Raw genomic sequence first — 23,552 nt, 5'->3', positions numbered from 1 at the left:
TTAGAAGGCTTTCTTTAAAACTTTGCCAAAGGTGTCAATAAAGGATTCAAGCTCAGTTGGTGTGGCGACAAATGGAGGTCCCATTGCAATGGTGTCACCGGTAATGCGCACTAAGATTCCATTCTCAATACAGCTTTCTAAAACTTGCATGCCGCGCAAGCCAGGTTTACCAGCGATCGGCTCTAAATCAAGCCCTGCAGCCAAGCCGCAGTTGCGAATATCCAATATGCCTGGCATTCCTTTATAAGAATGTACGCCGTCTTCAAATATCTTCTCTAATGTCTTTGTCTTTTCTATGATTCCATCAGATTCAAAAATATCTAGGCATGCATTTGCTGCAGCTGTAGCAATTGGATGTCCTGAGTAAGTAAATCCATGGAAAAATTCAATTAATTGTTCTTGGCCACCTGCTCCAACAATAGTGTTGTAAATATCTTCACGAACAATCACGCCACCCATTGGGATAACGCCATTCGTAATTGCCTTTGCAAACGTGATCATGTCAGGTTTAACGCCAAAACGATCTGCTCCAAAATTGGCGGCTAAGCGTCCAAAGCCTGTAATGACTTCGTCAAAAATGAGTAGGATGCCGTGTTTGTCGCAGATTTCCCGAATTTTTTGTAAGTAGCCGACTGGTGGCACGATCACGCCGGTCGAGCCTTGAACGGGCTCAAGAATAACTGCTGCAATATTGCTTGCATCATGCAATAAAACAATTCGCTCTAATTCATCTGCAAGATGTGCGCCCCAAGTTGGCATCCCTTTAGAGAAAGCCATTTGCGATAAATTTAAGGTATGCGGTAGATGGTCTACTCCTAGCATCATCATTGAACCAAATGATTTGCGATTTGTTGGGATGCCGCCAACAGAAATTCCACCAACGCATCCACCGTGATAAGCGCGCTCTCTGCCGATGAAGCGAGTGCGGCTAGCTTCACCTTTTGCGCGATGATAAGCAAGCGCTATCTTTAGTGAAGTGTCTACTGCCTCAGATCCAGAGTTAACGAAAAATACTTTATTTAAACCAGAAGGCGCGTACTTGACGATCCTTTCTGCAAGGCGAAATGTTTCTGGTCCTGCCATCTGAAAGGCTGGAACATAATCCATTTTGTGATATTGCTTTTGAATTGCATCAATAATGCGTGGATCACCATGACCGAGAGGGGATGTCCACAGCCCAGAAGCGCCATCAAATAATTTACGTCCATGGTCATCGGTGTAATAAACCCCTTTGGCGGCAACCATAATTTTGGGTTTATTTTTAAAGTAACGATTGGGTGTGTACGGAAGCCAATAGGCATCCATATTGGTTACATAAGTATCGGCGTCCATTTCTTTAAATGGAGTGTTCTCAATTTTCATTTTGCATTTGCCTCTTCATGTGATTTATTGTTCTGCCAATCTATGATAAGCCTCTCAAACAAGGCTGTAGCTTGGATAATTTTGTCTGTAAAGCAAAACTCATTCGTTTGATGCGCCATTTCTGGTTGACCAGGACCTAACACTACAGTTGGGGGCTCACCAATCAAACCTTTTAGCGCAGATGCATCCGTAAAGTAAGAGATCGACTTTGGAACAGGCTTAACGCCATTGATTTCTTCGCAAAATGCAAAGACCGTTTGAATCCAGGGATGATCCGGTGGGGTATAAATTCCCTCAACATCCATGATGGTTTCCAATTTAATATTCGGACCAAGTGTTTTGCAGAGGCAGCCAAAAATATGTTTGTGACTCTGTCCTGGCACCGAACGAATATCTAAGGTCATTTCTGCCGCATCTGGTACAGAATTAATATTTAATCCTGCCTTAGCAGTGCCTACGTTCAATGTGCCTTGGCCCATGAGGTCGTGGGGCGGGGTGTCAAATTGAAACTTCTCAAGTAAGAGTGCACCTTTTGCAAGTTTGTAAAAAGCGTTATCACCTCTCTCAGGCATAGAGCCATGAGCAGTAATGCCTTCAGCTTTAGCACGTAGCCAATATGCCCCTTTATGACCAATAATCGGTTCATTAGCAGTAGGCTCCGCCACTACGAAGCAACCTACCTTACCAATAAAATCAATCACTTCTTTTTGCTGAGCAATATAGAAAGCACCTTCGCAGCCAGTCTCTTCACCAGCGGTAATAATCATGCTGATTCCGCTTTTACCTTTTGCTAAATGGGCTGTTTTCATAGCAGCTACGACAAAAGCGGCAATGCCACTTTTCATGTCGCTAGAGCCGCGACCAAATAATTTGCCATCCTGAATAACACCCGAAAAAGGCTCATGTTCCCATTGCCGATCACCAAGTGGAACAACGTCTACGTGTCCGGTAAAGCAAATGTTAGGAGTATTTTTAGCTCCAGGTATGCGGGCAACAATGCTTCTGCGTCTTGGGGCAAAGTCTACATTAAGGCATTCGAAATTCGCAGACTTTAACAATTCGCTTAGGTAATTGCACAGCTCATCTTCATTACCGGGGGGATTGATTGTATTAAAGCGGATTAATTCTTGCGTTAATTTGACTGGATCTGGAATATTCATTCGATGCTTGTATTTTGTCTCTTGTTATTTAATGTATGGTAATTCACTTATTTAATAGATGGTAGAGCACTGGAATGGCAACTGCGCTTACAACGCCATTCATACCCATTGCAAGGCTGGCATAAGTTCCCGCTTCCGGGTGAATGCTAAATGCACGTGAGGTACCAATTCCATGTGCCCCAATACCAATCGCAAATCCTCTTTGCCACCAAGCTTTCATGCCAAGGGCATTGAGCACAAAGGGCGCAAGAATAGCCCCCAAAATCCCAGTGCTTACTGCGAAGATTGCGGTTAGGGTAGGGGACACGCCAATGCGCTCAGCAATACCCATGGCAATCGGCGCGGTCACAGATTTGGGGTACATCGCTCCAGTAATGCTTGAATCCGCCCCCAGAAGAGTAGCTATGCCCACAGCACTAATAATCGATACCAGTCCACCAGTGCAGAGCGAGGCAATCAATGGAATGGATCTGCCTTTTAAGCTACTAAGGCCTCGATAAATGGGGATTGCGAGAGATACCGTTGCTGACCCCAATAGAAAGTGAATGAATTGCGCACCTTCGAAATAGGTTGAGTAAGGCATTTCAATTAATTGAATTGTTGTCGCAACAATCAAAATCGCTATCGCCACAGGATTCGCTAGTGGGTTTTGTTGGGTGGCTTTATAAATGCTCAGACCAATTTGATAAGCTGCAAGAGTTATGAATAAGGCAAATAGCGGGCTACCAGAAAGGTAGACCCAAATCTCAACGATAGAATGTTTCTCAGTCATGAGGCGCTTTCTGGCTCAAGAAGCGCGCAACTAATGCGCTCGATGCAATAGTTAGAATCACGCTGCCTATCAGAGCGCTAACAATGGCTAGTGCGTTTGCCTTTAATTGGGGAAGAAATAACACTACTCCAACAGCCGCTGGAACAAATAGGAGGCCGAGGTATTGACTGAATCCATCGGCAACTAGGGCGAGTTCTGCATTGATGCCTTTACGTAAGATAAGCCACATCACCATCAGAATCAGGCCGATTACAGGTCCAGGTAGGGTGGGCAAAATGAATTTAGAGGCTAGTTCGCCAAGGCTCTGAAAGAGAAGGATTTGTACTAGTCCGTAGATCATGATTTGATATTACAGTGCCTTGATTTATGTTGCATCGCAATAAGTAAATTCTTGGTTAAGATGATCACACAATAAATAGGGTTAATTAAACCCTTAAAGAATAAAAAACTGATTAGGAGAGCACGCATGACTGAGTTAAATGTCAATGGCAAAAAATACAAAGTGGATGTTGATCCACAAACCCCGTTGCTTTGGGTAATTCGTGAACAAGTTGGCCTCACCGGAACCAAGTATGGTTGTGGAGTTGGTCAATGTGGCGCATGCACCGTTTTATTCAATGGACAGGCTACACGCAGTTGTGTCTTACCAGTCTCAGCGGCGGCTGGGCAAAAAATCGAGACGATTGAAAGTCTTGAAAAAAATGGTCAACTCTCCAAGGTGCAAAAAGCTTGGGTTGATAATCAAGTGCCTCAATGTGGCTACTGTCAATCAGGCATGGTGATGGCTACAACAGCATTGCTTAGAAACAACCCCAAGCCAACCGATGCGCAAATTGATGAATCGATCACCAATATTTGCCGTTGCGGTACTTTCCAGCAAGTTCGTGCAGCGATTCATGCTGCTAGCAAGGCTTAAGGAGAGATCAATGACTATTAATACAAACATCTCCCGTCGTCATTTTGTAATTGGTTCTAGCACTGTTGCTGCTGGTTTAGCCATTGGTTTTGATCTTTCCTTGATATCAACGGCAAATGCTGCAATCGGTAATGGCACCACTGCCATGACGCCACTGGCAACTCCTGAGATTGGGGTGTGGGTTGTCGTTAAGCCCAATGATGATGTGATCGTGCGCATTGTCCGCTCTGAAATGGGTCAGGGAACTATTACTGGTTTAGCGCAATTAGTTGCTGAAGAATTGCAGTGTGACTGGAAAAAAGTTTCTTATGACTATCCATCTCCTGCTGAAAATTTAAAGCGTAACAAGGTATGGGGTAGCTACTCCACTGGCGGTAGTCGCGGTATTCGTACATCTGAGTTGTACGTTCGCAAGGGTGGTGCCGCTGCCCGCATGATGCTCATTCAGGCTGCCGCAAATCAATGGAATGTTCCAGCCTCAGAGTGTGTTGCAGAAAATAGCGTGATTACACATCAGCCTACAGGTAAAAAAACAACCTTCGGCAAAGTTTCTGTTGCTGCATCACAGTTAGAAGTGCCTAAAGATCCACCCTTGAAAGACCCTAAAGAGTGGAAGTTGATTGGTAAATCAGTTGATCGTATCGATGGTGTGGCGGATAAAGTGACTGGCCGACAAGTCTATGCAATTGACTTGAAGTTGCCTGGCATGTTGGTTGCTAACATTAAAGAGTCTCCTGTGTTTGGCGGCACTGTGATGAGTTACGATGCGTCCAAAGCGCTGAATATGAAAGGCGTGAAGAAGGTAGTCCCAGTTGGTAATTCTGCGGTAGCAGTAATAGCAGAAACTTTCTGGCAGGCAAAAACCGCCATGGATCAAGTCAGCATTATTTGGAATGATGGTGCTAATGCCAATGTCTCTAGCGCTTCCATTAAAAAAATGTTGGAAGACGGTTTAAATGCGAATGATGCCTTTGTTCATAATTCAAATGGCGATATTAAATCTGCGCTTTCTTCTGCATCCAAAACAATTGAAGCGACGTACTTTTATCCCTTCCTGAATCACGCTACCTTGGAGCCGCAAACAGCTACCGCGAAGTGGACCCCAGATTCTTGTGAAGCCTGGGTGCCCACACAAGATGGCGAAGCCTCTCTTGCGGCAGTGATTGCTGCCTCAGGACTACCTGCTGAAAAGTGCAATGTTTACAAGGTAAACCTTGGTGGTGGTTTTGGTCGCCGTGGCGCATTCCAAGATTTCACGACACAAGCAGTCAATATTGCTAAACAGATGCCTGGAACTCCTATCAAGTTAATTTGGACTCGTGAAGAGGATATGACGCAAGGTCGTTACCATCCAGTCATGATGTGCAAGATGACTGCTGCTATCGATGACAAGAAAAATGTTACTGGTGTCAATATGCGTTTATCAGGTCAATCGATCTTGTCTGCAGTTCGCCCTGCTGTCGTAGAGTCATTCAAGGGTAAAGATCCCTTGGTGTTCCAAGGAGTTGAGCCACTGGGTGAGCATGGTATTACCTATAGCTTCCCGAATTTAAATATTGATCATGCAATGCGTAATACCCATGTGCCACCAGGATTTTGGCGTGGTGTGAACGTTAACCAAAATGCGATATTTATTGAAACATTCATGGATGAGTTGGCTGAAGCTACCGGAATGGATGCGGTCGAGTTCCGTCGCAAGCACATGAGGGAATTTCCTCGGGCAGTTGCTGTATTAAATGCGGTTGCGGATGGTATTGGTTGGACTAAGCCTGCTGCGCCTGGCATCTATCGTGGTGTAGCTCAAATGCGTTCTTTTGGTAGTTATGTAGCCGCAGCCTGCGAGATTTCCGTTAAAAATGGGAATGAAGTGAAAATTCATCGTATTGTTGCTGCAACTGATCCAGGTTATGTTGTTAACCCAGCGCAAGTTGCCCGCCAAGTTTCCGGTTCTTTTGTCTACGGCCTATCTGCTTTATTCGAAGAGGAAATTACGATTGAAAAAGGTGCTGTTGTTCAAAAGAACTTTGACACCTTTAACTCCATTCGCCTGTACCAGATGCCTCAAGTCGAAACCATCATCATTCAAGGTGGCGGCAAAGACTGGGGTGGCGTCGGTGAGCCAACAATTGCGGTTGCTGCGCCTGCCGTCATTAATGCGTTCTATCGTGCAACAGGAAAGCGTTTGCGTACAGTACCTTTGAAAAACAGCGGCATCAAGTTGGTGTAAGAGCTGGCTTAAAGCGGAATTTTTACCAATGAGAAAGAGAATTGCTTTAGCAGTTTCATTGCTGGCAATTCTCTCTCTTGATGCTGTAAATGCTCAGGTAATTCAGGGAGGCTCCATTGTTGAATCTCTCTCTGCTGCACCAGGTAATCCAGTTCGCGGTAGGGCGATTGTTACCAGTCGCCAAACTGGATTATGTTTGTTGTGTCATAGCGGACCATTTCCTGAAGAGCGTTTTCAGGGTAATTTGGCGCCTGACCTACAAGCCAGTGCTGCTCGCTTGGATGCTCCTCAACTCAGGGCGCGCATTGTGAATGCGGCGTACTTTAATCCTCAAACGATCATGCCAGCCTACTATCAGACTAGTCATTTAAATCGGGTCGCCCCAAAATTTGCGGGACAAACTATATTGACTGGCCAGGAGATAGAAGATGTTATTGCTTTCTTAATGACTATGAATATTCAAAATAGCAAATGAAAATAAGATGAAGAAAATGTTTCAAGCGCACCGTCGAGATTGGCTAAGACAGATCCGTGGATTAGGTTTCTTGGCTTTGGGTATCTGCTTCAACCCAATAGCGGCCTTTGCTAAAAAAGAAGATGCCGCAGAGGCAATCAAAAAAATTACCGGCGGGGCAGTTGTGCAGGATGGGCGCGTTACGCTTGTAATTCCACCGCTTGTTGAAAACGGTAATTTAGTTGTATTGAAGGTAAGCGTAGAGAGTCCAATGACGGCAAATGATTATGTCAAAGCTATTCATGTGGTCGCTGAAGGTAATCCTTTGCCAAACATTTTTACCGTTTACCTGACTCCACGATCAGGTACTGCGAATATCACGACACGAGTTCGTTTGGCTGATAGTCAAACGGTTTGGGCCATTGCGCAAATGAGCAATGGTAGTTTTTGGCGGGGATCAGCAGAAACTTTGGTGACTCTTTCAGCTTGTACGGAGTTGGTATGAGTAAAACGTCCCGTACATCTATCACCATGCCAGCAACGGCAAAAAAGGATTCTATTATTGAGATTCGCGCTATCGCGCAGCATGATATGGAGTCTGGATTTCGTTATACCGAGGGTGGAAAGCTCATACCGCGTGACATCATACGAGCTTTCACATGCACCTACAATGGTGTAGAGGTATTCAAAGCGGATTTCTATTCTGGGATTGGAGCTAATCCCTTAATCATCTTTACTACCGTAGCAGTGGAATCTGGCACGCTTGAGTTTAGGTGGGTTGGAGATAATGGGTATGAAGCAGTTAATCAGGCTAGCATTACTGTTTCGTGAATAAACGAGCCTTCTTTTCTCTGGGGTGTATCTGTTTAACATTTTGCTTCTCTATTGGGGTGGCAGCGCCTTTTCAACAATCAAGCTATGAGTTGATGTCAACTGAGAATAAGGCGATGCAAGATGATCCCTTGTTAAATCCTGCGATGTTCTGGGTTGGTGATGGTGAGGTGCTGTGGCAACAAAAGCTAGGGCCCCAAAATAAATCGTGTAACTCTTGCCATGCGGATGCCAAAAAATCAATGCGTGGTGTGGCGACTCAATTTCCAAAAGTTGTAAACGGCAAGTTACAGACCCTGGAGGGTCAAATTAATCAATGTCGCACCAATGCTTTATCTGTTCCAGCATTAGCCTATGAGAGCAAGGAACTTTTAGCGCTAGCGGCATTCATCGCCTTTCAGTCAAAAGGCATGCCGATTGCTATCAGAGAAAGCTCAGTGAATAAATCTTATATACAAAAAGGGAAAAATATATTTAATGAGCGTATGGGGCAACTAAACTTGTCTTGTGCACAATGTCATGAAGATAGAGCGGGTTTAAAGTTGGGGGGAAGTCTAATCCCCCAAGGACATCCCAACGCCTATCCTATTTACCGATTGGAGTGGCAGACTCTTGGTTCGCTACAAAGACGACTACGAAATTGTATGAGCGGAGTTAGAGCGCAGCAATACGAATATGGTTCGCCTGAGATGGCTCAATTGGAGTTATTTCTGATGTGGCGTGCTAGAGGCCTACCCATAGAATCTCCAGGGGTTAGGCCTTAACATAATAGAATTGATCAGTTAATCCGAAAAGACTACCGATGTTGCTCCGTTGATGAGCACGCGATCATGCAGGTAATAACGTAAGGCTCTGGAAAGTACGGTTCTCTCAAGGTCGCGACCTTTGCGGACCAAATCTTCTGGTGTGTCACCATGAGTTACGCGGGTAACGTCTTGTTCGATAATCGGACCCTCATCTAAATCGCTAGTCACAAAGTGGGCTGTCGCTCCAATGAGTTTGATGCCACGTGCATGTGCTTGATGATATGGTTTTGCGCCTTTAAAGCTTGGTAAGAATGAGTGATGTACGTTGATGCAGCGACCAGAAAGTTTGGACGATAAGTCATCCGATAGAATTTGCATATAGCGCGCCAAGATCACCATATCCACCTTGGATTCTGCGATGATCTCTAAGAGCTTGGCTTCTTGAGCAGGCTTAGTTTCTGGTGTAACGGGTAAGTGATAGAAGGGGATATCTGCAAAATCAATGCTGGCGTAAACATCGCGTGGATGATTGGAGACAATCCCGCAAATAATCATGGGTAGCTCGCCAATTCGCCAACGATAAAGAAGATCAACTAAGCAATGATCTAATTTAGAGGCCATGATTAATACTCGTTTGAGATCTTTAACAGCGCGCAACTCCCAAGTAAGTTCAAAGCGTTTAGCAATTTCCAGAAAACCACTTCTTAAGGCATCAGCTTGGGTTGGGCAGCTAAAACTAACGCGCATAAAAAAACGTTTCGAGGCTTTGTCATCAAACTGTTGTGCCTCTTCTATATCGCCACCAGATTCATAGATGTAGGTGGAAACGGCTGCAACAATGCCCGGTTTGTTAGGGCAGGTGAGGGTTAGATAATAATTTTCTGCGGTCATAGAAATCACCAAATATTGCGTATAAGTATAGATTTTAGACTGTTATAGGCGAAACAGCATGCGAGCTCTGTAGCGCCTATTGCTTGGCAGGCTTGGCCTCTATATCTGCAGGCCCCAATAGCGGCTCACTTTTATCGGTAATTGGCGGTAGTACAACTTCAATACAAAATGGCTGAGAGTTCACCATATTGAAGAAGCTACATTCTTTTTTAGTGGCTGCTGAGGCAGCATGCTCCAAAGGGGATTTTCCTGTTGTGGCGCTAGAGGCTAAGCTAATGGATGTAGCGGGGTTGGCTACAGCAACAGCGCCTACACTACTTGCAGCGGCTGTACTTGAGCTACTTAATGCCGCTAATGGCGCTGCACATCCAGTGAGTGTACTGAGGCAAATGAAGATGGCTGAATAACAATATATTTTCAACCATGGAAAACTTCTATTACTTAGTGCGACACGCAACATTGAATACTCCCGCGGCCCAAGCGCCATTTGGGATGGATTCAAAAATACTGTCTGGAGTTTTTTGATCAACAACTACTTTGCCTTTACCTTTATTGCCGCTAAATACTTTAAATTCTATCGGGCGGTATTTGCCAGTGCTGCAATCGTATTCATTTAGACCAATAATAGAATTTACATTCTCTTTGCTTTGTGGGTCTTGGCCAGGCTTTTTAAAGTTGAGCATAGACATGATTTGCGCTAGATTGCCTTGTGTTTGAAGAGTGGCAGTATCTACAAAAACAGTAGATTGATCGTTTTGACCAATCTCTTGCCATTCTGCGAACGCATTATTTGAGCCCAGTAAAGTTGCGCTTAATGCCAAGAAAAGAGAAATTTTTTTCATACGAATAGCCTTTGGAGATTGCGGTTTAAAACACCAACATATTTTACCAAGTACCAGCAATAGAATGAAATTTTTATCAATTATCTATTGCTTACTTATTGCTTAATTCAAGTTGACGATTAACCTTTTCAGGCTTCATTTTTAAGGGAAGATATTCGTTATTGGCCCAAAGCGCATTCAAATTGCGATAAAACTTACTTTGTACCCAGCCAGATTGACCTGTTTGGTAAATGAAGAAAGAATTTTCTAGATCAGATAAATCGTATACGGTTCGCAAGCTCGGAGCTTGCAGTGTTTCGTAAGGATTCTTGGATTGCAATAGTTCTAGTCTGCCTACATTGATGGAAAAGCTATCGCCTGGAAATGGAGTCTTGATATTAAATAGCCCTCCAATTAAGGGAACTTTACTAAAGGGGCGGTGCTCTGAAATGGCGATATGTGCTTTACCCCACACCCAATTTTTTGGGTCGTTTCCATATTCATTGCTCAAATAGTCCAAAGCTTTATCAAGGGCTTTGTTAGATGCATCCTGGCAAGATTCCACTAATTGTGTTTTCGGATCATCGCACCAAGGACTATTGGGATTTTTTATCTGATGTAGTAGTGGGGACCGATAATTTCGGGCGCCGTAATTTTCAGAGAATAAATATCCTAGCCTTGAGAATAAATGGCGGGTTAATTGATCCGCCCATGCATTAAAAATGAGAGCCCCAGCGCTTGATGCTTTCATGTCACCATCAAAGTTTTTCATCGCTTCCATAGCCTGAGATGCCAATGGATGAGTCGATTGACTAGATTTGAATAGTTCTAATAGAGGTGTTGAGGCAAGTGATAAGGTATCACCTTGCATTGTTTTCATATCGTCGACAGTGTGAATATTTTTTGCCTTGATGAGATCTACGATACGGTCATAACGAGCGGGTAGGTCCCAGTCGCCCGTTAAAGGGTTCGGATCATTTGCCGCAATGATCTTTTGGTTAGCGGTTGCAAGCCAACCCTGCTCAGGATTATTGCTAGCAGGTAATTGATCAAAGGGTACATAGCCATTCCAGTCGTATTGCTTGTCCCAGCCAGGCGCAGGTGCAACGCCATATAACCCTTGATGCAAAATTCTTTTAGGCGCAACCCCAGCAGCTTGAAAAGCAATGTTGCCTTCAGTATCCGCCATCACAATGTTTTGCATTGGCGCATAATTTTTTCGAACCGCCTGTTTAAATTCCTCAAGATCCGTGGAGCGGTTGATATCCAATAAGCCCACAACCGATTGATTCTCAATGTCAAGTGCGGTCCAGCGTAACGCTAGTGCATAGCGATCAGTATCAATTGCACGCTTGGCTTTCGCATAAGAATCTGAAATCACTGGACCGTGTCGCGTTTCCTTTACAAGAAAAGTAAATGAAGGTGACCCTTTGATGTCAATAATTTCCTGACGAACTTTAAAGGGCAGAAGCCCGTCTGGACCTCTATACATACCAGGATTTTTTGGATCAATTTGCTCGATATACAAATCCTGAACGTCGGGTCCTGTATTGGTAAAGCTCCAAGCAAATTTATCTGTTCTACCTAGTACTACGGCCGGGATTCCGGGAAGCGTTCCTCCAATGACATTTAAATCAGGTGCCTCGAGATGGGCAAAGTACCAGATTGCTGGTACTGATAATCCCAAGTGGGGGTCATTTGCTAACAGGGGTTTGCCGGTGGTTGATAGCTTGCCACTGAGAGCCCAATTATTTGAGCCAATGCCATCATTTCCACCCATGTGTTCCAGCTTGCCTAATTCAGTAGCTGGCAAGTTTTGTGGTTTGCTCTCAACTGGTTTGGGTGAAGGAGGAAAAACACCCATCTCCCGATACATTTTTGCAAAATCCACATTGCTGACTGGCTCATCTGCGTCATAAGGTGGGTAGACCTCCCATACCTGCTTGGTTGTCAGATACTTAGAAAGCTCCAGTCTTTGCAATTCTCTTTGCCAGTTTCCCCCAAGGTCATAAGCCATCATGAGCATCCATGCGATGCTATCAGTCGGAGACCAGTGACCTGGTTTGGAGCCAGTTAAAAAATACTCTATTGGCAATGCCCAACCTAATTGCGTATTACCAGCATTGACTCCATCAGCATAGGCTTGGAGTAGCCGTTTGGCTGAAACGGGGTAGCGATCAAATTGACGTTCAGCGGCGCGCTTGATGCCTAGGGTGCGTACAAAGCGATCGATTTTGACAGTGTCATTGCCCAAGATTTCTGAAAGTCTTCCGCTAGCAATACGGCGGTTCATTTCCATTTGCCAAGAACGCTCAGTGGCGTGCAGATAACCTAAAGCAAAGTATGCATCTGCCTGACTTTTTGCTTGGATATGTGGAATGTCGGCTTCATCAAATGTAATGACGACTGATTCACCTAAACTTTTAATTGTTCTTTTTCCAGAGATATTGGATTGAGCAAAATACATATAGGTGAGTGCGAGCACAATCGCGACCAAAAGACTAAGTAAAAATACCCAAAAGCTGGCCCTCAATAGCTTGCTAAATCCTGAATGATTTCTTGGCGTTGTCATTGGGATATTTTAGTTGCTTTAGGGCGACTAGCCTTGGGCAACGGGGTGGCTAGGTCTTCGGGGGTATATTGGGTGCTCACATGCTAAAATTTCGCTTGTCTTGATTTATTTAGCACGGCTTTATGGTTTGTGCGAGCCCGAGTGGTGAAATCGGTAGACACAGCAGATTTAAAATCTGCCGACTCAAAAAAGTCGTGCCGGTTCGATTCCGGCCTCGGGCACCATTCAAATCTTTCCTGCTTCCCTCCGTTCGGAGAGGAATTATTCATTTTTCTTTGAACTGAGGTGTTCCACGGCTGTTTTTCCATGTATAAAATGGACAAATGCATATAGATACTTACCGTTGGACTGAATCTGAGGGTTGGGATATTCGCTTATCTCCAAATCCGGATATCAACTTGGTCTTAGTCTGTGCTGAGCATCCTTATTTCAAAGAGGCTCGATGCTATGAAGAGATTCGAGCCTTTTTTCCTGCCGCTGAGATAGTGGGCTGTTCATCATCTGGAAATATTTGTGGGGATCTTATCTCCGACCAAGACATTGTTCTCTCAGCTATTTCCTTCTCCACCACAAAGATTTCAGTAAAAAGTACACTAATTGAGAATGATGACGAAGTAGAGAGAATCGTGAGCGACTTGGTGCGGGAGTTTTCTGAGTCAAAGCCAAAGCACGTCTTTGCCTTGTCTGATGGTTTGTCTATTAGTGGCTCCGACTTCACCAAAACACTGAATACATTGGGTGTTCCCGTAACTGGTGGTTTGGCTGGAGATTCCGATCGTTTTAATACCTCATGGGTGATGGTCAATGGTCCTGCCAAGCGACATCAAATTGCGCTAATTGGTTTTTACGGTGATTTGAAAATTGCTTACGGATTTTCTACAGGATGGCGCGAGTTTGGACCAGAGCGCAGGGTTACTCGTTCTGTGAGAAACATTGTTTATGAGATCGATCACAGGCCCGCACTAGAGGTGTATACAAAGTACTTGGGTGAACTGGCAAAGGAGCTACCGGGTAGTGGATTGCGTTTTCCACTGTCTGTTACTGACTCAAGCTCTGGCCGCTCCTATGTTCGGACATTGTTGGGGGTCAACTGGGAAGAGATGAGTCTGAATTTTGCTGGAGATGTTCCCCAAGGTAGTCTATGTAAATTGATGAAGACAGAGATCGACTCATTAATCGATGCATCGGTAAATTTAACCAACGACTTGCATTTAGATGCCAGCAAACAGGATTCACTTTGCCTTGTGGTAAGTTGTGTTGGCAGGCGTTTAGTGATGGATCAAATAGCGGGCGAGGAGATTGAGGCTATTCAGTCGATATTAGGTCCTCGCACAACTGTCTTTGGATTTTATTCGTATGGTGAAGTTGCACCTTTTGATCCAGCAGTCTGTGCATTGCATAATCAAACCACGACGCTTACGCTGTTTTCGGAATAAATGAAGTATTTGTATGAGCTTTGAGATTAATAACCAACATCGACTCTTAAAGCGACAACTCCGGAATTTTCCTGACATACCTGATCTCAATTCAGAGCAATGTCTGGCTTTGCTTAATGTAGTGAATGAAACCTATCATCAGGTTGATCGCGAACGCCGCTTGCTCGAAAACGCCATCGAAGTAACTGCCCAAGAGTTAACGGGCGTTAATAAGCAATTGCAACTATTTATTGAAAATGCTCCGACTGGAATTGTGATGCTAGATAGTCAATTACGCTATCTATATGCTAGTCGTCGTTGGCTCGAAGATCGTAAATTATTAGGTATCGATATTATCGGGAAGAGTCATTACGAGCTTTCGCCTAATATTTCCGAAGATAAAAAACGTATGTTGCAAAAGTGTTTATTGGGTGAGTCTGCCTCGTGCAATGAAGATCGGATTATTTACTCAGATGGCACATATGGTTGGATTCGTTGGGAAGTGAAGCCTTGGCTGGGCGCAGATGGAGATGTTGGTGGCTTAATCATCTTCTCTGAAGACATTACAGCCAGAAAAAGCGCCGAAGAAGAGTTGCGAATTGCATCAGTTGCATTCCAGTCGAGCGATGGCATGATTGTTACTGATCATCAGGGCAATATATTGCGTGTGAATTCAGCGTTTGAAAAAATCTCGGGTTATGTTGCCGATGAATTGGTTGGGAAAAAGACATCCATTTTTAAATCTCCTGAATACCATGATGACGCCTTTTATCGTAATTTATGGGAGGCGGTATCAACAGAGGGAAAGTGGGAAGGAAGCGTCTGGAATCGAAACAAAGAAGGGCGGACGATTCCGGTGTGGCTATCCATTTCTGCGGTAAGGGGGCTGGATGGGACTCATACGCACTATATTGGGATTTATTCCAATACAAGTGATCCACGAGAGGCTGAGCGCAAAATTTTGGAGCTTGCCTACTATGACCCATTAACGAACTTGCCTAATCGACGTTTGCTATTAGATCGATTAAATCAGGCTCGACTTGCCGCCACACGCAATCATGTGTATGGAGCAATTCTGATCATTGATATTGATCGCTTTAAGTCAATTAATGATACGCGCGGTCATGATATGGGGGATCAGGTATTAATGGCTGTCGCTCAGAGCTTGCGCAGTAACTTGCGTGAAATGGATACTGCGGCTAGGCTGGGTGGTGACGAATTTGTTGTGCTCATTCCGGATTTAGGTCCTAACGCGGAAAATGCGATGTACTCGTTGAAGTTGGTGGCAGACAAATTGCATAAAAGCATATCTGAACCCGTTAATTTGAATGGCATTATTCACACCACAACTTCTAGCATTGGCATCGCCTTGTTTTCAGACAAGACTCAAGGCACTAATGAGTTGTTAAAAGAAGCGGATTTGGCTCTATATCAAGCCAAAGCAGCAGGAAGAAATACCATCCAGTTCTTTAATGACGCCATGCACATTCGATTTACCGAAAAAATGACCATGGAAGCCAGTCTGAAACGGGCTATGGATAAGGGTGAATTGAGTTTGATGTTCCAACCACAGGTAGATAAAAACGGACATGTTGTTGGTGCAGAGGCATTATTACGTTGGAGTCCTTTGGATAATGATGTCATTCCGCCCGATGTGTTTATTCCTGTTGCAGAAGAGGCGGGGTTGATTACCTCGATTGGTGAATGGGCTCTCAACGGAGCTTGCGATCAGTTGAAGCGTTGGTCACAAAATGAAAGTACTTCGAAATTAGCATTGTCAGTCAACATTAGTGCCAAGCAATTTAGGGCTGAAAATTTTGCCAATATGGTGCAAGCAGCTGTTAATAGTGCTGGTATCAATCCCGGCTTATTAAAATTAGAGCTGACAGAGAGTCTTTTGCTAGACAACGTGGATGCGGTGATTTCCACCATGAATGCCTTAAGAAATTTTGGCGTTAAGTTTTCAATGGACGACTTTGGCACTGGCTACTCATCCTTGAGTTATCTAAAGCGCTTGCCGCTTGATGAGCTAAAGATTGATAAGAGTTTCGTGCTCGATATTGCTTGGGACGAGGGTGACCGCGCCATCATTCGCTCCATTCTCTCTTTGGCCCAGACTCTGAAGTTAAGGGTGGTTGCTGAAGGTGTCGAGACTATTGAACAGCGCGACTACCTATTAGCAGAGGGTTGCTGTTTTTATCAGGGCTATCTCTATGGAAAACCTTTAAGCGAGGAAAGCTTCCAATCTTTGCTAAGCACTTTGCAGTAGAAGCTGCGTCCCATGAGTTTTAATCGCTCAAGTATGAGACTGCATTTACTGGTATTGATTGCCATTGCTTTTTTGCATCAGACTGCTTCAGCAGCAGAGGAGCTAGTATTTGAATGTAAGCGGACTGAAAAAGACTTTACTGAAGAGTATGAGATGAAACTGGTTCCTGCTAGTAAATCATCGAAGGCAAAGATCTTTTTAGATGGTAGGGATTTAGATCGGTCAGATAGCAATGGAACTCAGGTTGTTAAAAGTATCCAGTTTGTTCCACCTCAAATTGTCATTTTGATAGATACTCGGTTTGAGCCAGAATCACTGAATGGGGTTTCGTATTCTGCAGGAACGGTATCGACTCTACTCACCCTAAATCAGTCTACTGGGAAATTAAAAAAGGTAGAGACTATTCGGGGTGGAATCTTGGGAAGCAATCTCGGTGATGGAACTCGTATTAGCGAAGAAACGTGTCTGCCTAATAAAGCGCATTAAGAATAGACAATAAGCATTAATTGGGTTCGGTCACAAAGCCTAGTTTGGTTAAACCTGCGCGACGAGATGCAGCAAGAACTTGAGCAACATACTCATACTTTACGGATTTATCTGCGCGCAAATTAATTTCTGGCTGTGGATCCTTCTGTGCCGCTTTCTCTGCATAGCCATCAAAGGTTTTTAAATCGATAGCAGTACTATTCCAAAAGATTTGACCTTTAGCATCGATGGAGAGTTGGATTGATTCTGGCTTTACTTCATTGCGAACGCTATTGGCTTTTGGCAATTCAACTTTCACTGCCTGCTGAATAACTGGTAGGGTGATGATAAAAATAATCAACAGCACTAACATGACGTCCACCATCGGCGTCATGTTAATTTCCGCCATGATGCTATCGTCGTTTTGATCGTCTTGAATATGAAAAGACATCTTATTCCCCAGAATTCACGCGGGCACCAGTGACAAAATAGGCGAGTAGGTCATTCCCAAAACGATTGAGATCAGCGACAAAAAGTTTATTTGCACGATTAATGGTATTGAATCCAAGAACGGCTGGAATGGCGACAGCCAAACCGAGTGCAGTCATGATGAGAGCCTCGCCGATAGGGCCGGCAACCTGATCAATTTGAGCGCTACCCGAGCTGCTGATAGAGATTAGGGCGTGGTAGATGCCCCAAACAGTTCCAAAGAGGCCGATAAATGGTGAGGTGGCGCCTGTAGATCCCAAGAAAGTCAGGCCCTTTTGTAATCCAGCAGCAATACCATCAATGCTGTTTTTCACACTTCTAGCCATCCACTCTGAGTAGTTCAAAGTTTGAAGTAGCTCACGATGATTGGTAGATTGGTTTTGATGATGGGCTGAAGCCTTTGTTGCTGATTTAGCAATTTGGTAATAGGGATTGGTGGCGTGATTACTAAATGCCTGTAGACCCTGATCAAATGAAGTGGCGCGCCAAAATTGCTCAAGCTCAGGTTTAAGCTTGCGAAGATTGCGCAAGTCCCAGAGACGGGTAAGCAAAATCACCCAAGTGATGATGGAGCAGAGCAATAGGGCAATCGCGACAAATCGAGTAATCAGGTCGCCCTCAAGCCAGAGATTTGCTATGCCAAATGGAGTATTCATAATGATTAATTCTTGAGATTAAATTTGATTAAAAGATTGGTTGAAATTCTTTGGGGTGAACCGTTTACTAAAAAAGGTTTAAAGCGATAACGTTTGCCGATTTCAGTGGCAGCACGATCAAGTCGCGGGAAGGTGCTTGACTGCAAGATGGCCACATCTTCTACGCTACCCGTTTCATCAATAATTAATCGCACCACAACCGCACCTTGCTCCCCAGAGCGTTTTGAAAATGAGGGGTAATAGGCATCAGCATCTGGTTGATAGACAACTACGAGTTTACCAATGTCAGTCTGAATTGGTGTGCCGCTAGCACCACCACTAGTTGCAGGGGCTACTGAGGCGTTTTGTGGTTGAGATTCTGATTTATTTTGCGTCTGGCTTTGTGTTGGGGTTTGTTGTGCCTGCTGTGTTTGTGTTGGAGTTGGTTTCTCAGCAGCTTTTTCCTTGACTGTCTTTTTCTCTTCCTTTGGTTTAGGTGGAGTGGTAGCGGGGGGTTGCTCAGGCTTGCTAACCGATTGTGGATTGACAAAATTTACTGGCACACGCTCCTCATCCAAGGGGGCTGGCTTAGAGCTAAAGTGTAAAAACTCTAAGGCAGGAAGTGCATGCAGCAACACAACAATACAGATGATGATTCGTTCCGCTTTATTGAACGGAAGATGGGCGTCTAATTTTTTGAGAAGAGCGCTCATTGGGCCTCACTCAACATGCGTGCTGCTACCGAATGTAAACCCAAATCGGTAGACATTAACTCTTGGGCTATTGATAAAAGGGAGTCCGCATTTTTGCTGCTGATTAATAAGACTTCCCCGCATTCTTTACTAGGATGTGTTTGCTCAATGGTTTCAAGTTGTCTTTTGAGTTGTCTTACCACTGCATCGCTGGTATCGATCAGAGTAATGGATTCACCAAGCAGCTTACGGATTGCTTTTCTTAAGAATGGGAAGTGGGTGCACCCCAGTACCAAGGTATCTGCCCCGGCAATTTGAATGGGTTCAAGATGATTTGCCAAAAGCTCTAGGGTTTCTTCGCTATCGGCTTTACCAGATTCAATTAAAGGAACAAGTCCCGCGCCAGCTTGCTTAACGAACTGGCAGCCTTTAGGTAACGTTGCTAATAGAGCATTGAACTTATCGCTCTTCAGGGTTGCCTCGGTGGCGAGAACGCCCACAATATTATTTTGTGACTGCATTGAAGCTGGCTTGATACCAGGTTCAACGCCAATGATCGGAATATCAAGTGCACTACGTATTTGTTGAATAGCTTGGGCTGTAGCGGTATTGCAAGCCACTACGATTGCATCACATCCTTTACCTGCTAAATGCTTGCATAAAGTGAGACTGCGGGCAGCAATCCAATCGCTCGATTTTTCTCCATAAGGAGCATTTGCTGAATCGGCAAGATAGATGTAGCTATGCTGGGGAAGCTGACGCAGAGCCTCATCCAAAATGGATAAGCCTCCAACGCCAGAATCAAATACCCCAATGAGCGCCAAAGCTTACTCGGTAAATACTAACGAATTAAGCAATTTTGACTGGGATCCCAGCAATCTTAGCTTGCCAATCGCGTGGCCCTTCATGATGCATAGAGATGCCTTCCGAATTTACGGCAACAGTTACTGGCATATCTTTTACATCAAACTCATAAATGGCTTCCATACCTAAATCTGCAAAGCCAACGACTTTAGAAGTCTGAATGGCCTTAGAAACTAAGTAAGCGGCGCCACCAACTGCCATTAAGTAAGCTGATTTATGTTTCTTGATTGCCTCAATTGCCTCTGGCCCACGTTCGGCTTTACCAATCATGGAAATCAGACCAGTTTTCGATAACATCATTTCGGTGAACTTATCCATCCGAGTGGATGTTGTTGGACCTGCAGGACCGACGACTTCATCGCGTACTGGATCCACTGGGCCAACGTAATAAATCACTCGGTTCTTAAAGCTGACTGGCAACTCTTCGCCTTTAGCGAGCATATCCTGAATGCGTTTATGAGCGGCATCACGACCAGTCAAAATCTTGCCGTTCAATAAGAGTGTCTCGCCTGGTTTCCAGCTTGCCACTTCTTCAGCAGTGAGGGTATCTAAGTTCACCCGTTTTGATTTCTGAACATCTGGTGTCCAGGTAACAGCAGGCCAATCAGCAAGAGAAGGGGCTTCTAGTTTTGCAGGACCGTCGCCATGTAAATGGAAGTGCACGTGACGTGTTGCAGCACAGTTTGGGATCATCGCAACTGGCAATGAAGCGGCGTGAGTTGGGTATTCCATGATCTTGATATCAAGAACAGTAGCCAGACCACCAAGACCTTGAGCGCCAATGCCAAGCTTGTTTACCTTGTCGTAGATTTCTAGGCGTAGTTCTTCAGCGCGCGTCTTTGGTCCACGAGCAATGAGCTCTTGAATATCTACTGGACCCATCAAAGCTTCTTTTGCCATCAGCATGGCTTTTTCTGGAGTGCCGCCAATGCCGATGCCTAGAATGCCGGGAGGGCACCACCCAGCACCCATGGTTGGCACTGTTTTAAGAACCCAGTCTACGATTGAGTCGGAAGGGTTCAGCATGACCATCTTGGCTTTGTTTTCGGAGCCACCACCTTTGGCTGCGCAAATCACTTCGACATCATCGCCAGGAACAATCTCGTAATGAATTACAGCAGGGGTGTTGTCGCCAGTATTTTTGCGTTTGCCTGCTGGATCGGCCAAAACTGAAGCCCGTAACATATTGTCGGGATTAAGGTAAGCGCGGCGTACGCCTTCGTTGACCATCTCCGTTACGCTCATGGTGGCATCAGGCCACTGCACGTTCATACCAATTTTGAGAAACACCACTGCAATGCCCGTATCTTGGCAAAGGGGGCGATGGCCTTCTGCGCACATCCGGCTATTGGTCAAAATTTGAGCAATAGCATCTTTGGCGCCATGACCCTGTTCTAGCTCATATGCCTTGCCCATGGCTTGAATGAAGTCCTTCGGGTGGTAGTAGGAGATGAATTGAAAGGCATCTGCAACGCTTTGAATGAGGTCGTTTTGTTTGATATTGGTCATGGTTTTACGGTTATTTCCACATTATTAGTAAGGTTTGCCCTATTTTAAGGGTTTGCCATAGAGCAAATCCCAAGTGTTTTCACTTATCTTCTAAGGTCTTGAGGGTGTAAACCTGTCATTTTGCGACATTTTCTCGCATTTGTTGTTGATTTTAGATTATTGATTATTTGATAGAGGGCTTTGAAGCATGGAACCATTAAAGCAAGAAAACCGCGTTTTTAACCCACCCGCTGATTTTGTAAAGGGTGCGGCAATTCCAGGCATGGACGCCTACAACAAGCTTTGTGCTGAAGCTGAGAAAGACTATGACGGGTTTTGGGGTCGTCTTGCTAAAGAAAATATCTACTGGAAGAAGCCATTTACTAAAGTTTTAGATGAATCTAAGGCCCCTTTCTATAAGTGGTTCGAGGATGGCACAACGAATGCTTCTTACAACTGTTTAGACCGTCAAGTTGAAGCTGGTCTAGGCGATAAGACTGCCATCATTTTTGAAGCGGATGATGGCACCGTTACTAAAGTAACTTATAAAGAGATGCTTGAGCGTGTTTGCAAAATGGCAAACGCACTTCGCAAAATGGGTATCAAGTCTGGCGATAGCGTCATCATTTATATGGCGATGACTATTGAAGGCATTGTGGCTATGCAAGCCTGTGCCCGTATTGGTGCGATTCACTCAGTCGTGTTTGGTGGCTTCTCCGCACAAGCTTTGCGTGATCGCATTATGGACGTTGGCGCAGTAGCGGTAATTACTGCTGATGGCCAATTCCGTGGCGGTAAAGCATTGCCATTAAAAGCCATTTGCGATGAAGCGCTTTCTACTGGTGAGTGTCCTAAGGTGAAGCATGTGATCGTGAGCAAGCGCACTGGCACAGACATCAACATGCAAGCAGGGCGTGATGTCTGGATGCAAGAAATCGTAGCTAACGAAGCCACAACATGTGAGCCAGAGTGGGTAAGTGCTGAGCACCCATTGTTCATTTTGTACACATCTGGTTCAACTGGTAAGCCAAAAGGCGTACAACACTCTACTGGTGGTTACCTCTTGTGGGCGATTCTCACAATGAAGTGGACTTTTGATATCAAGCCAAGCGATGTGTTCTGGTGTACGGCGGACATTGGTTGGGTAACAGGTCACTCATACATTACATACGGTCCACTCGCGGTTGGTGCTACTGAGATTGTGTTTGAAGGTGTTCCAACTTATCCGAATGCTGGTCGCTTCTGGGAAATGATCCAAAAGCACAAAGCAACTATTTTCTACACTGCGCCAACAGCGATTCGTTCATTGATCAAAGCATCTAGCAACGATCAAGCGGTACATCCAAAGAGCTTTGACTTATCTTCATTGCGTCTCTTGGGTTCTGTAGGTGAGCCAATTAACCCAGAAGCATGGATGTGGTACTACGAAAATGTTGGCGGCTCACGTTGCCCAATCGCAGATACTTTCTGGCAGACTGAAACTGGTGGTCATATGATTTCACCATTGCCAGGTGCAACGCCAATGATTCCTGGTTCATGCACATTGCCATTGCCTGGTATTCAGGCGGCGATTGTGGATGAAGCTGGTGCAGACGTTCCAAACGGCCAAGGCGGTATCTTGGTTGTTAAGCGTCCATGGCCATCCATGATTCGTACTATTTGGAATGACCCCGATCGTTTTGTAAAGTCTTACTTCCCAGAGGAGTTGGGCGGCAACTTATATCTAGCGGGTGATGGTGCAATCCGTAACAAAGATACTGGCTACTTCACCATTACTGGTCGTATCGATGACGTATTGAACGTTTCTGGTCACCGTATGGGTACCATGGAGATTGAATCTTGCTTAGTTGCGAATCCATTGGTTGCAGAGGCAGCAGTAGTAGGTCGTCCTGATGATCTGACTGGTGAAGCGATTTGCGTTTTCGTGGTTCTCAAAGGCGGTCGTCCAACAGGTGAAGAAGCTAAGAAAGTTGCTACTGAACTGCGTAACTGGGTTGGTAAGGAAATTGGCCCAATCGCTAAGCCTAAGGATGTTCGCTTTGGTGATAACCTACCGAAGACCCGTTCTGGCAAGATCATGCGTCGTTTGTTGCGTGTAATTGCTAAAGGTGAAGAAGTGACTCAAGACACTTCCACTTTGGAAAATCCACATATCTTGGAGCAGCTCAAAGAGTCTTTATAAGCATTCTGACTAGCTTTTGGGGCAAACCCTTTCGGCAATCGTATAATCACAGGTTCCGGAAGGGTGGATGAGCGGTTTAAGTCACACGCCTGGAAAGCGTGCGTAGGTTAATAGCCTACCGCGGGTTCGAATCCCGCCCCTTCCGCCAAGTAGCTTGGAACCACCTTCGGGTGGTTTTTCTTTGTCCGCATGCAACGCATAAATCGTATATCAATATGATGTAGATCAAAAAAAATCATACGCAAAATGAGAGCATATGAAAGTGTTCACTCCTTTAATGATTGGGGAGGTATTTCTTGTG

Annotated in this window: 23 protein-coding genes and 2 tRNA genes; 12 read left to right on the top strand and 13 right to left on the bottom strand. The window is 44.8% G+C overall.

What is annotated here, in order from left to right; translation table 11 throughout:
• The 4 genes from FD973_RS06800 to FD973_RS06785 are packed head-to-tail and all read right to left on the bottom strand — an operon-like array spanning position 1 to position 3,634.
• Positions 1-1,362, bottom strand: coding sequence for an aspartate aminotransferase family protein (locus FD973_RS06800; RefSeq protein WP_251368738.1), 1,362 nt, complete (start codon positions 1,360-1,362; stop codon positions 1-3).
• Entirely contained in the window at positions 1,359-2,522 is a 1,164-nt protein-coding gene (locus FD973_RS06795; protein WP_215322579.1) for a M20 family metallopeptidase, read from the bottom strand. The genes FD973_RS06800 and FD973_RS06795 overlap by 4 nt, the downstream gene beginning before the upstream one ends.
• A gap of 43 nt (positions 2,523-2,565) precedes the next feature.
• Positions 2,566-3,294: an LrgB family protein gene (locus tag FD973_RS06790; RefSeq protein WP_215322578.1), complete on the bottom strand. Its 729-nt coding sequence runs from the start codon at positions 3,292-3,294 to the stop codon at positions 2,566-2,568.
• On the bottom strand, positions 3,287-3,634 hold the full coding sequence (locus FD973_RS06785; RefSeq protein WP_251368737.1) for a CidA/LrgA family protein: 348 nt from the start codon (positions 3,632-3,634) through the stop codon (positions 3,287-3,289). The genes FD973_RS06790 and FD973_RS06785 overlap by 8 nt, the downstream gene beginning before the upstream one ends.
• A gap of 126 nt (positions 3,635-3,760) precedes the next feature.
• Between FD973_RS06785 and FD973_RS06780 the strand changes: the two genes are divergently transcribed.
• The 6 genes from FD973_RS06780 (at position 3,761) to soxA (ending at position 8,486) form a co-directional block, all read left to right on the top strand.
• A complete protein-coding gene (locus FD973_RS06780) occupies positions 3,761-4,210 on the top strand; it encodes a (2Fe-2S)-binding protein (RefSeq protein ID WP_215322576.1) in 450 nt (149 codons plus the stop codon).
• Positions 4,211-4,220: 10 nt separating this feature from the next.
• Positions 4,221-6,437, top strand: a complete 2,217-nt coding sequence (locus FD973_RS06775; protein ID WP_215322575.1) for a xanthine dehydrogenase family protein molybdopterin-binding subunit — start codon at positions 4,221-4,223, stop codon at positions 6,435-6,437.
• Between the two features lie 28 nt (positions 6,438-6,465).
• Positions 6,466-6,912 (top strand): sulfur oxidation c-type cytochrome SoxX, encoded by a 447-nt coding sequence (soxX, locus tag FD973_RS06770; protein WP_215322574.1) that lies wholly within the window; start codon positions 6,466-6,468, stop codon positions 6,910-6,912.
• A gap of 16 nt (positions 6,913-6,928) precedes the next feature.
• A complete protein-coding gene (locus tag FD973_RS06765; protein ID WP_251368736.1) occupies positions 6,929-7,396 on the top strand; it encodes a SoxY-related AACIE arm protein in 468 nt (155 codons plus the stop codon).
• Positions 7,393-7,722, top strand: coding sequence for a thiosulfate oxidation carrier complex protein SoxZ (locus FD973_RS06760; protein WP_215322572.1), 330 nt, complete (start codon positions 7,393-7,395; stop codon positions 7,720-7,722). Before FD973_RS06765 ends, FD973_RS06760 begins: the two co-directional genes overlap by 4 nt.
• A 95-nt stretch (positions 7,723-7,817) precedes the next feature.
• Positions 7,818-8,486, top strand: a complete 669-nt coding sequence (gene soxA, locus FD973_RS06755) for a sulfur oxidation c-type cytochrome SoxA (RefSeq protein WP_215322571.1) — start codon at positions 7,818-7,820, stop codon at positions 8,484-8,486.
• Positions 8,487-8,504: 18 nt separating this feature from the next.
• On the opposite strand, the gene purU is transcribed toward soxA, so the two are convergent.
• From purU to FD973_RS06735, 4 genes are all read right to left on the bottom strand, one after another.
• Positions 8,505-9,359, bottom strand: a complete 855-nt coding sequence (gene purU, locus FD973_RS06750; protein WP_215322570.1) for a formyltetrahydrofolate deformylase — start codon at positions 9,357-9,359, stop codon at positions 8,505-8,507.
• A 76-nt stretch (positions 9,360-9,435) separates the two neighbouring features.
• A complete protein-coding gene (locus tag FD973_RS06745; protein ID WP_215322569.1) occupies positions 9,436-9,819 on the bottom strand; it encodes a hypothetical protein in 384 nt (127 codons plus the stop codon).
• The gene (locus tag FD973_RS06740; RefSeq protein ID WP_215322568.1) at positions 9,797-10,201 is read right to left on the bottom strand and encodes a surface-adhesin E family protein; all 405 of its coding nucleotides are present in this window, start codon (positions 10,199-10,201) and stop codon (positions 9,797-9,799) included. The genes FD973_RS06745 and FD973_RS06740 overlap by 23 nt, the downstream gene beginning before the upstream one ends.
• 91 nt (positions 10,202-10,292) lie before the next feature.
• The gene (locus FD973_RS06735; RefSeq protein WP_215322567.1) at positions 10,293-12,752 is read right to left on the bottom strand and encodes a penicillin acylase family protein; all 2,460 of its coding nucleotides are present in this window, start codon (positions 12,750-12,752) and stop codon (positions 10,293-10,295) included.
• A 135-nt stretch (positions 12,753-12,887) separates the two neighbouring features.
• On the opposite strand from FD973_RS06735, the gene FD973_RS06730 reads away from it, so the two are divergent.
• The 4 genes from FD973_RS06730 (at position 12,888) to FD973_RS06715 (ending at position 16,922) form a co-directional block, all read left to right on the top strand.
• Positions 12,888-12,976: transfer RNA gene (locus FD973_RS06730), tRNA-Leu, on the top strand.
• A gap of 99 nt (positions 12,977-13,075) precedes the next feature.
• The gene (locus tag FD973_RS06725; RefSeq protein ID WP_215322566.1) at positions 13,076-14,188 is read left to right on the top strand and encodes an FIST signal transduction protein; all 1,113 of its coding nucleotides are present in this window, start codon (positions 13,076-13,078) and stop codon (positions 14,186-14,188) included.
• Positions 14,189-14,201: 13 nt separating this feature from the next.
• Positions 14,202-16,436, top strand: coding sequence for a bifunctional diguanylate cyclase/phosphodiesterase (locus FD973_RS06720; RefSeq protein WP_215322565.1), 2,235 nt, complete (start codon positions 14,202-14,204; stop codon positions 16,434-16,436).
• 12 nt (positions 16,437-16,448) lie between these two features.
• Positions 16,449-16,922: a hypothetical protein gene (locus FD973_RS06715; protein ID WP_251368735.1), complete on the top strand. Its 474-nt coding sequence runs from the start codon at positions 16,449-16,451 to the stop codon at positions 16,920-16,922.
• Between the two features lie 16 nt (positions 16,923-16,938).
• Here FD973_RS06715 and FD973_RS06710 read toward each other — a convergent pair whose 3' ends face one another.
• The 5 genes from FD973_RS06710 to FD973_RS06690 are packed head-to-tail and all read right to left on the bottom strand — an operon-like array spanning position 16,939 to position 21,090.
• Positions 16,939-17,352 (bottom strand): biopolymer transporter ExbD, encoded by a 414-nt coding sequence (locus FD973_RS06710; RefSeq protein ID WP_215322564.1) that lies wholly within the window; start codon positions 17,350-17,352, stop codon positions 16,939-16,941.
• A 1-nt stretch (position 17,353) separates the two neighbouring features.
• Positions 17,354-18,046, bottom strand: a complete 693-nt coding sequence (locus tag FD973_RS06705) for a MotA/TolQ/ExbB proton channel family protein (RefSeq protein ID WP_215322563.1) — start codon at positions 18,044-18,046, stop codon at positions 17,354-17,356.
• A 5-nt stretch (positions 18,047-18,051) separates the two neighbouring features.
• A complete protein-coding gene (locus tag FD973_RS06700) occupies positions 18,052-18,738 on the bottom strand; it encodes an energy transducer TonB (protein WP_215322562.1) in 687 nt (228 codons plus the stop codon).
• Positions 18,735-19,541 carry a glutamate racemase gene (gene murI, locus FD973_RS06695; RefSeq protein WP_215322561.1) on the bottom strand — a complete coding sequence of 269 codons (807 nt, stop codon included), beginning with the start codon at positions 19,539-19,541 and terminating at the stop codon, positions 18,735-18,737. The genes FD973_RS06700 and murI overlap by 4 nt, the downstream gene beginning before the upstream one ends.
• 25 nt (positions 19,542-19,566) lie before the next feature.
• Entirely contained in the window at positions 19,567-21,090 is a 1,524-nt protein-coding gene (locus tag FD973_RS06690) for a fumarate hydratase (RefSeq protein WP_215322560.1), read from the bottom strand.
• 187 nt (positions 21,091-21,277) lie between these two features.
• On the opposite strand from FD973_RS06690, the gene acs reads away from it, so the two are divergent.
• Entirely contained in the window at positions 21,278-23,251 is a 1,974-nt protein-coding gene (gene acs / locus FD973_RS06685; RefSeq protein WP_215322559.1) for an acetate--CoA ligase, read from the top strand.
• A gap of 57 nt (positions 23,252-23,308) precedes the next feature.
• Positions 23,309-23,399: transfer RNA gene (locus FD973_RS06680), tRNA-Ser, on the top strand.
• Positions 23,400-23,552: the final 153 nt, after the last annotated feature.

It is taken from the genome of Polynucleobacter sp. MWH-Braz-FAM2G (genome assembly GCF_018687635.1).
Taxonomy (GTDB): Bacteria; Pseudomonadota; Gammaproteobacteria; order Burkholderiales; family Burkholderiaceae; genus Polynucleobacter.
This window is presented reverse-complemented; position numbering and strand designations above follow the sequence as displayed.

Excerpts from the sequence above, each read along its gene's own strand:
- FD973_RS06700 (WP_215322562.1), bottom strand. The coding sequence starts at position 18,738 with ATGAGCGCTCTTCTCAAAAAATTAGACGCCCATCTTCCGTTCAATAAA.
- FD973_RS06790 (WP_215322578.1), bottom strand. The coding sequence starts at position 3,294 with ATGACTGAGAAACATTCTATCGTTGAGATTTGGGTCTACCTTTCTGGT.
- FD973_RS06795 (WP_215322579.1), bottom strand. The coding sequence starts at position 2,522 with ATGAATATTCCAGATCCAGTCAAATTAACGCAAGAATTAATCCGCTTT.
- FD973_RS06745 (WP_215322569.1), bottom strand. The coding sequence starts at position 9,819 with ATGTTGCGTGTCGCACTAAGTAATAGAAGTTTTCCATGGTTGAAAATA.
- FD973_RS06690 (WP_215322560.1), bottom strand. The coding sequence starts at position 21,090 with ATGACCAATATCAAACAAAACGACCTCATTCAAAGCGTTGCAGATGCC.
- FD973_RS06710 (WP_215322564.1), bottom strand. The coding sequence starts at position 17,352 with ATGTCTTTTCATATTCAAGACGATCAAAACGACGATAGCATCATGGCG.
- FD973_RS06720 (WP_215322565.1), top strand. The coding sequence starts at position 14,202 with ATGAGCTTTGAGATTAATAACCAACATCGACTCTTAAAGCGACAACTC.
- acs (WP_215322559.1), top strand. The coding sequence starts at position 21,278 with ATGGAACCATTAAAGCAAGAAAACCGCGTTTTTAACCCACCCGCTGAT.
- FD973_RS06785 (WP_251368737.1), bottom strand. The coding sequence starts at position 3,634 with ATGATCTACGGACTAGTACAAATCCTTCTCTTTCAGAGCCTTGGCGAA.
- FD973_RS06760 (WP_215322572.1), top strand. The coding sequence starts at position 7,393 with ATGAGTAAAACGTCCCGTACATCTATCACCATGCCAGCAACGGCAAAA.
- soxX (WP_215322574.1), top strand. The coding sequence starts at position 6,466 with ATGAGAAAGAGAATTGCTTTAGCAGTTTCATTGCTGGCAATTCTCTCT.
- purU (WP_215322570.1), bottom strand. The coding sequence starts at position 9,359 with ATGACCGCAGAAAATTATTATCTAACCCTCACCTGCCCTAACAAACCG.
- FD973_RS06705 (WP_215322563.1), bottom strand. The coding sequence starts at position 18,046 with ATGAATACTCCATTTGGCATAGCAAATCTCTGGCTTGAGGGCGACCTG.
- FD973_RS06725 (WP_215322566.1), top strand. The coding sequence starts at position 13,076 with ATGCATATAGATACTTACCGTTGGACTGAATCTGAGGGTTGGGATATT.
- FD973_RS06765 (WP_251368736.1), top strand. The coding sequence starts at position 6,929 with ATGTTTCAAGCGCACCGTCGAGATTGGCTAAGACAGATCCGTGGATTA.
- FD973_RS06800 (WP_251368738.1), bottom strand. The coding sequence starts at position 1,362 with ATGAAAATTGAGAACACTCCATTTAAAGAAATGGACGCCGATACTTAT.
- FD973_RS06780 (WP_215322576.1), top strand. The coding sequence starts at position 3,761 with ATGACTGAGTTAAATGTCAATGGCAAAAAATACAAAGTGGATGTTGAT.
- soxA (WP_215322571.1), top strand. The coding sequence starts at position 7,818 with ATGTCAACTGAGAATAAGGCGATGCAAGATGATCCCTTGTTAAATCCT.
- FD973_RS06715 (WP_251368735.1), top strand. The coding sequence starts at position 16,449 with ATGAGTTTTAATCGCTCAAGTATGAGACTGCATTTACTGGTATTGATT.
- FD973_RS06775 (WP_215322575.1), top strand. The coding sequence starts at position 4,221 with ATGACTATTAATACAAACATCTCCCGTCGTCATTTTGTAATTGGTTCT.
- FD973_RS06740 (WP_215322568.1), bottom strand. The coding sequence starts at position 10,201 with ATGAAAAAAATTTCTCTTTTCTTGGCATTAAGCGCAACTTTACTGGGC.
- FD973_RS06735 (WP_215322567.1), bottom strand. The coding sequence starts at position 12,752 with ATGACAACGCCAAGAAATCATTCAGGATTTAGCAAGCTATTGAGGGCC.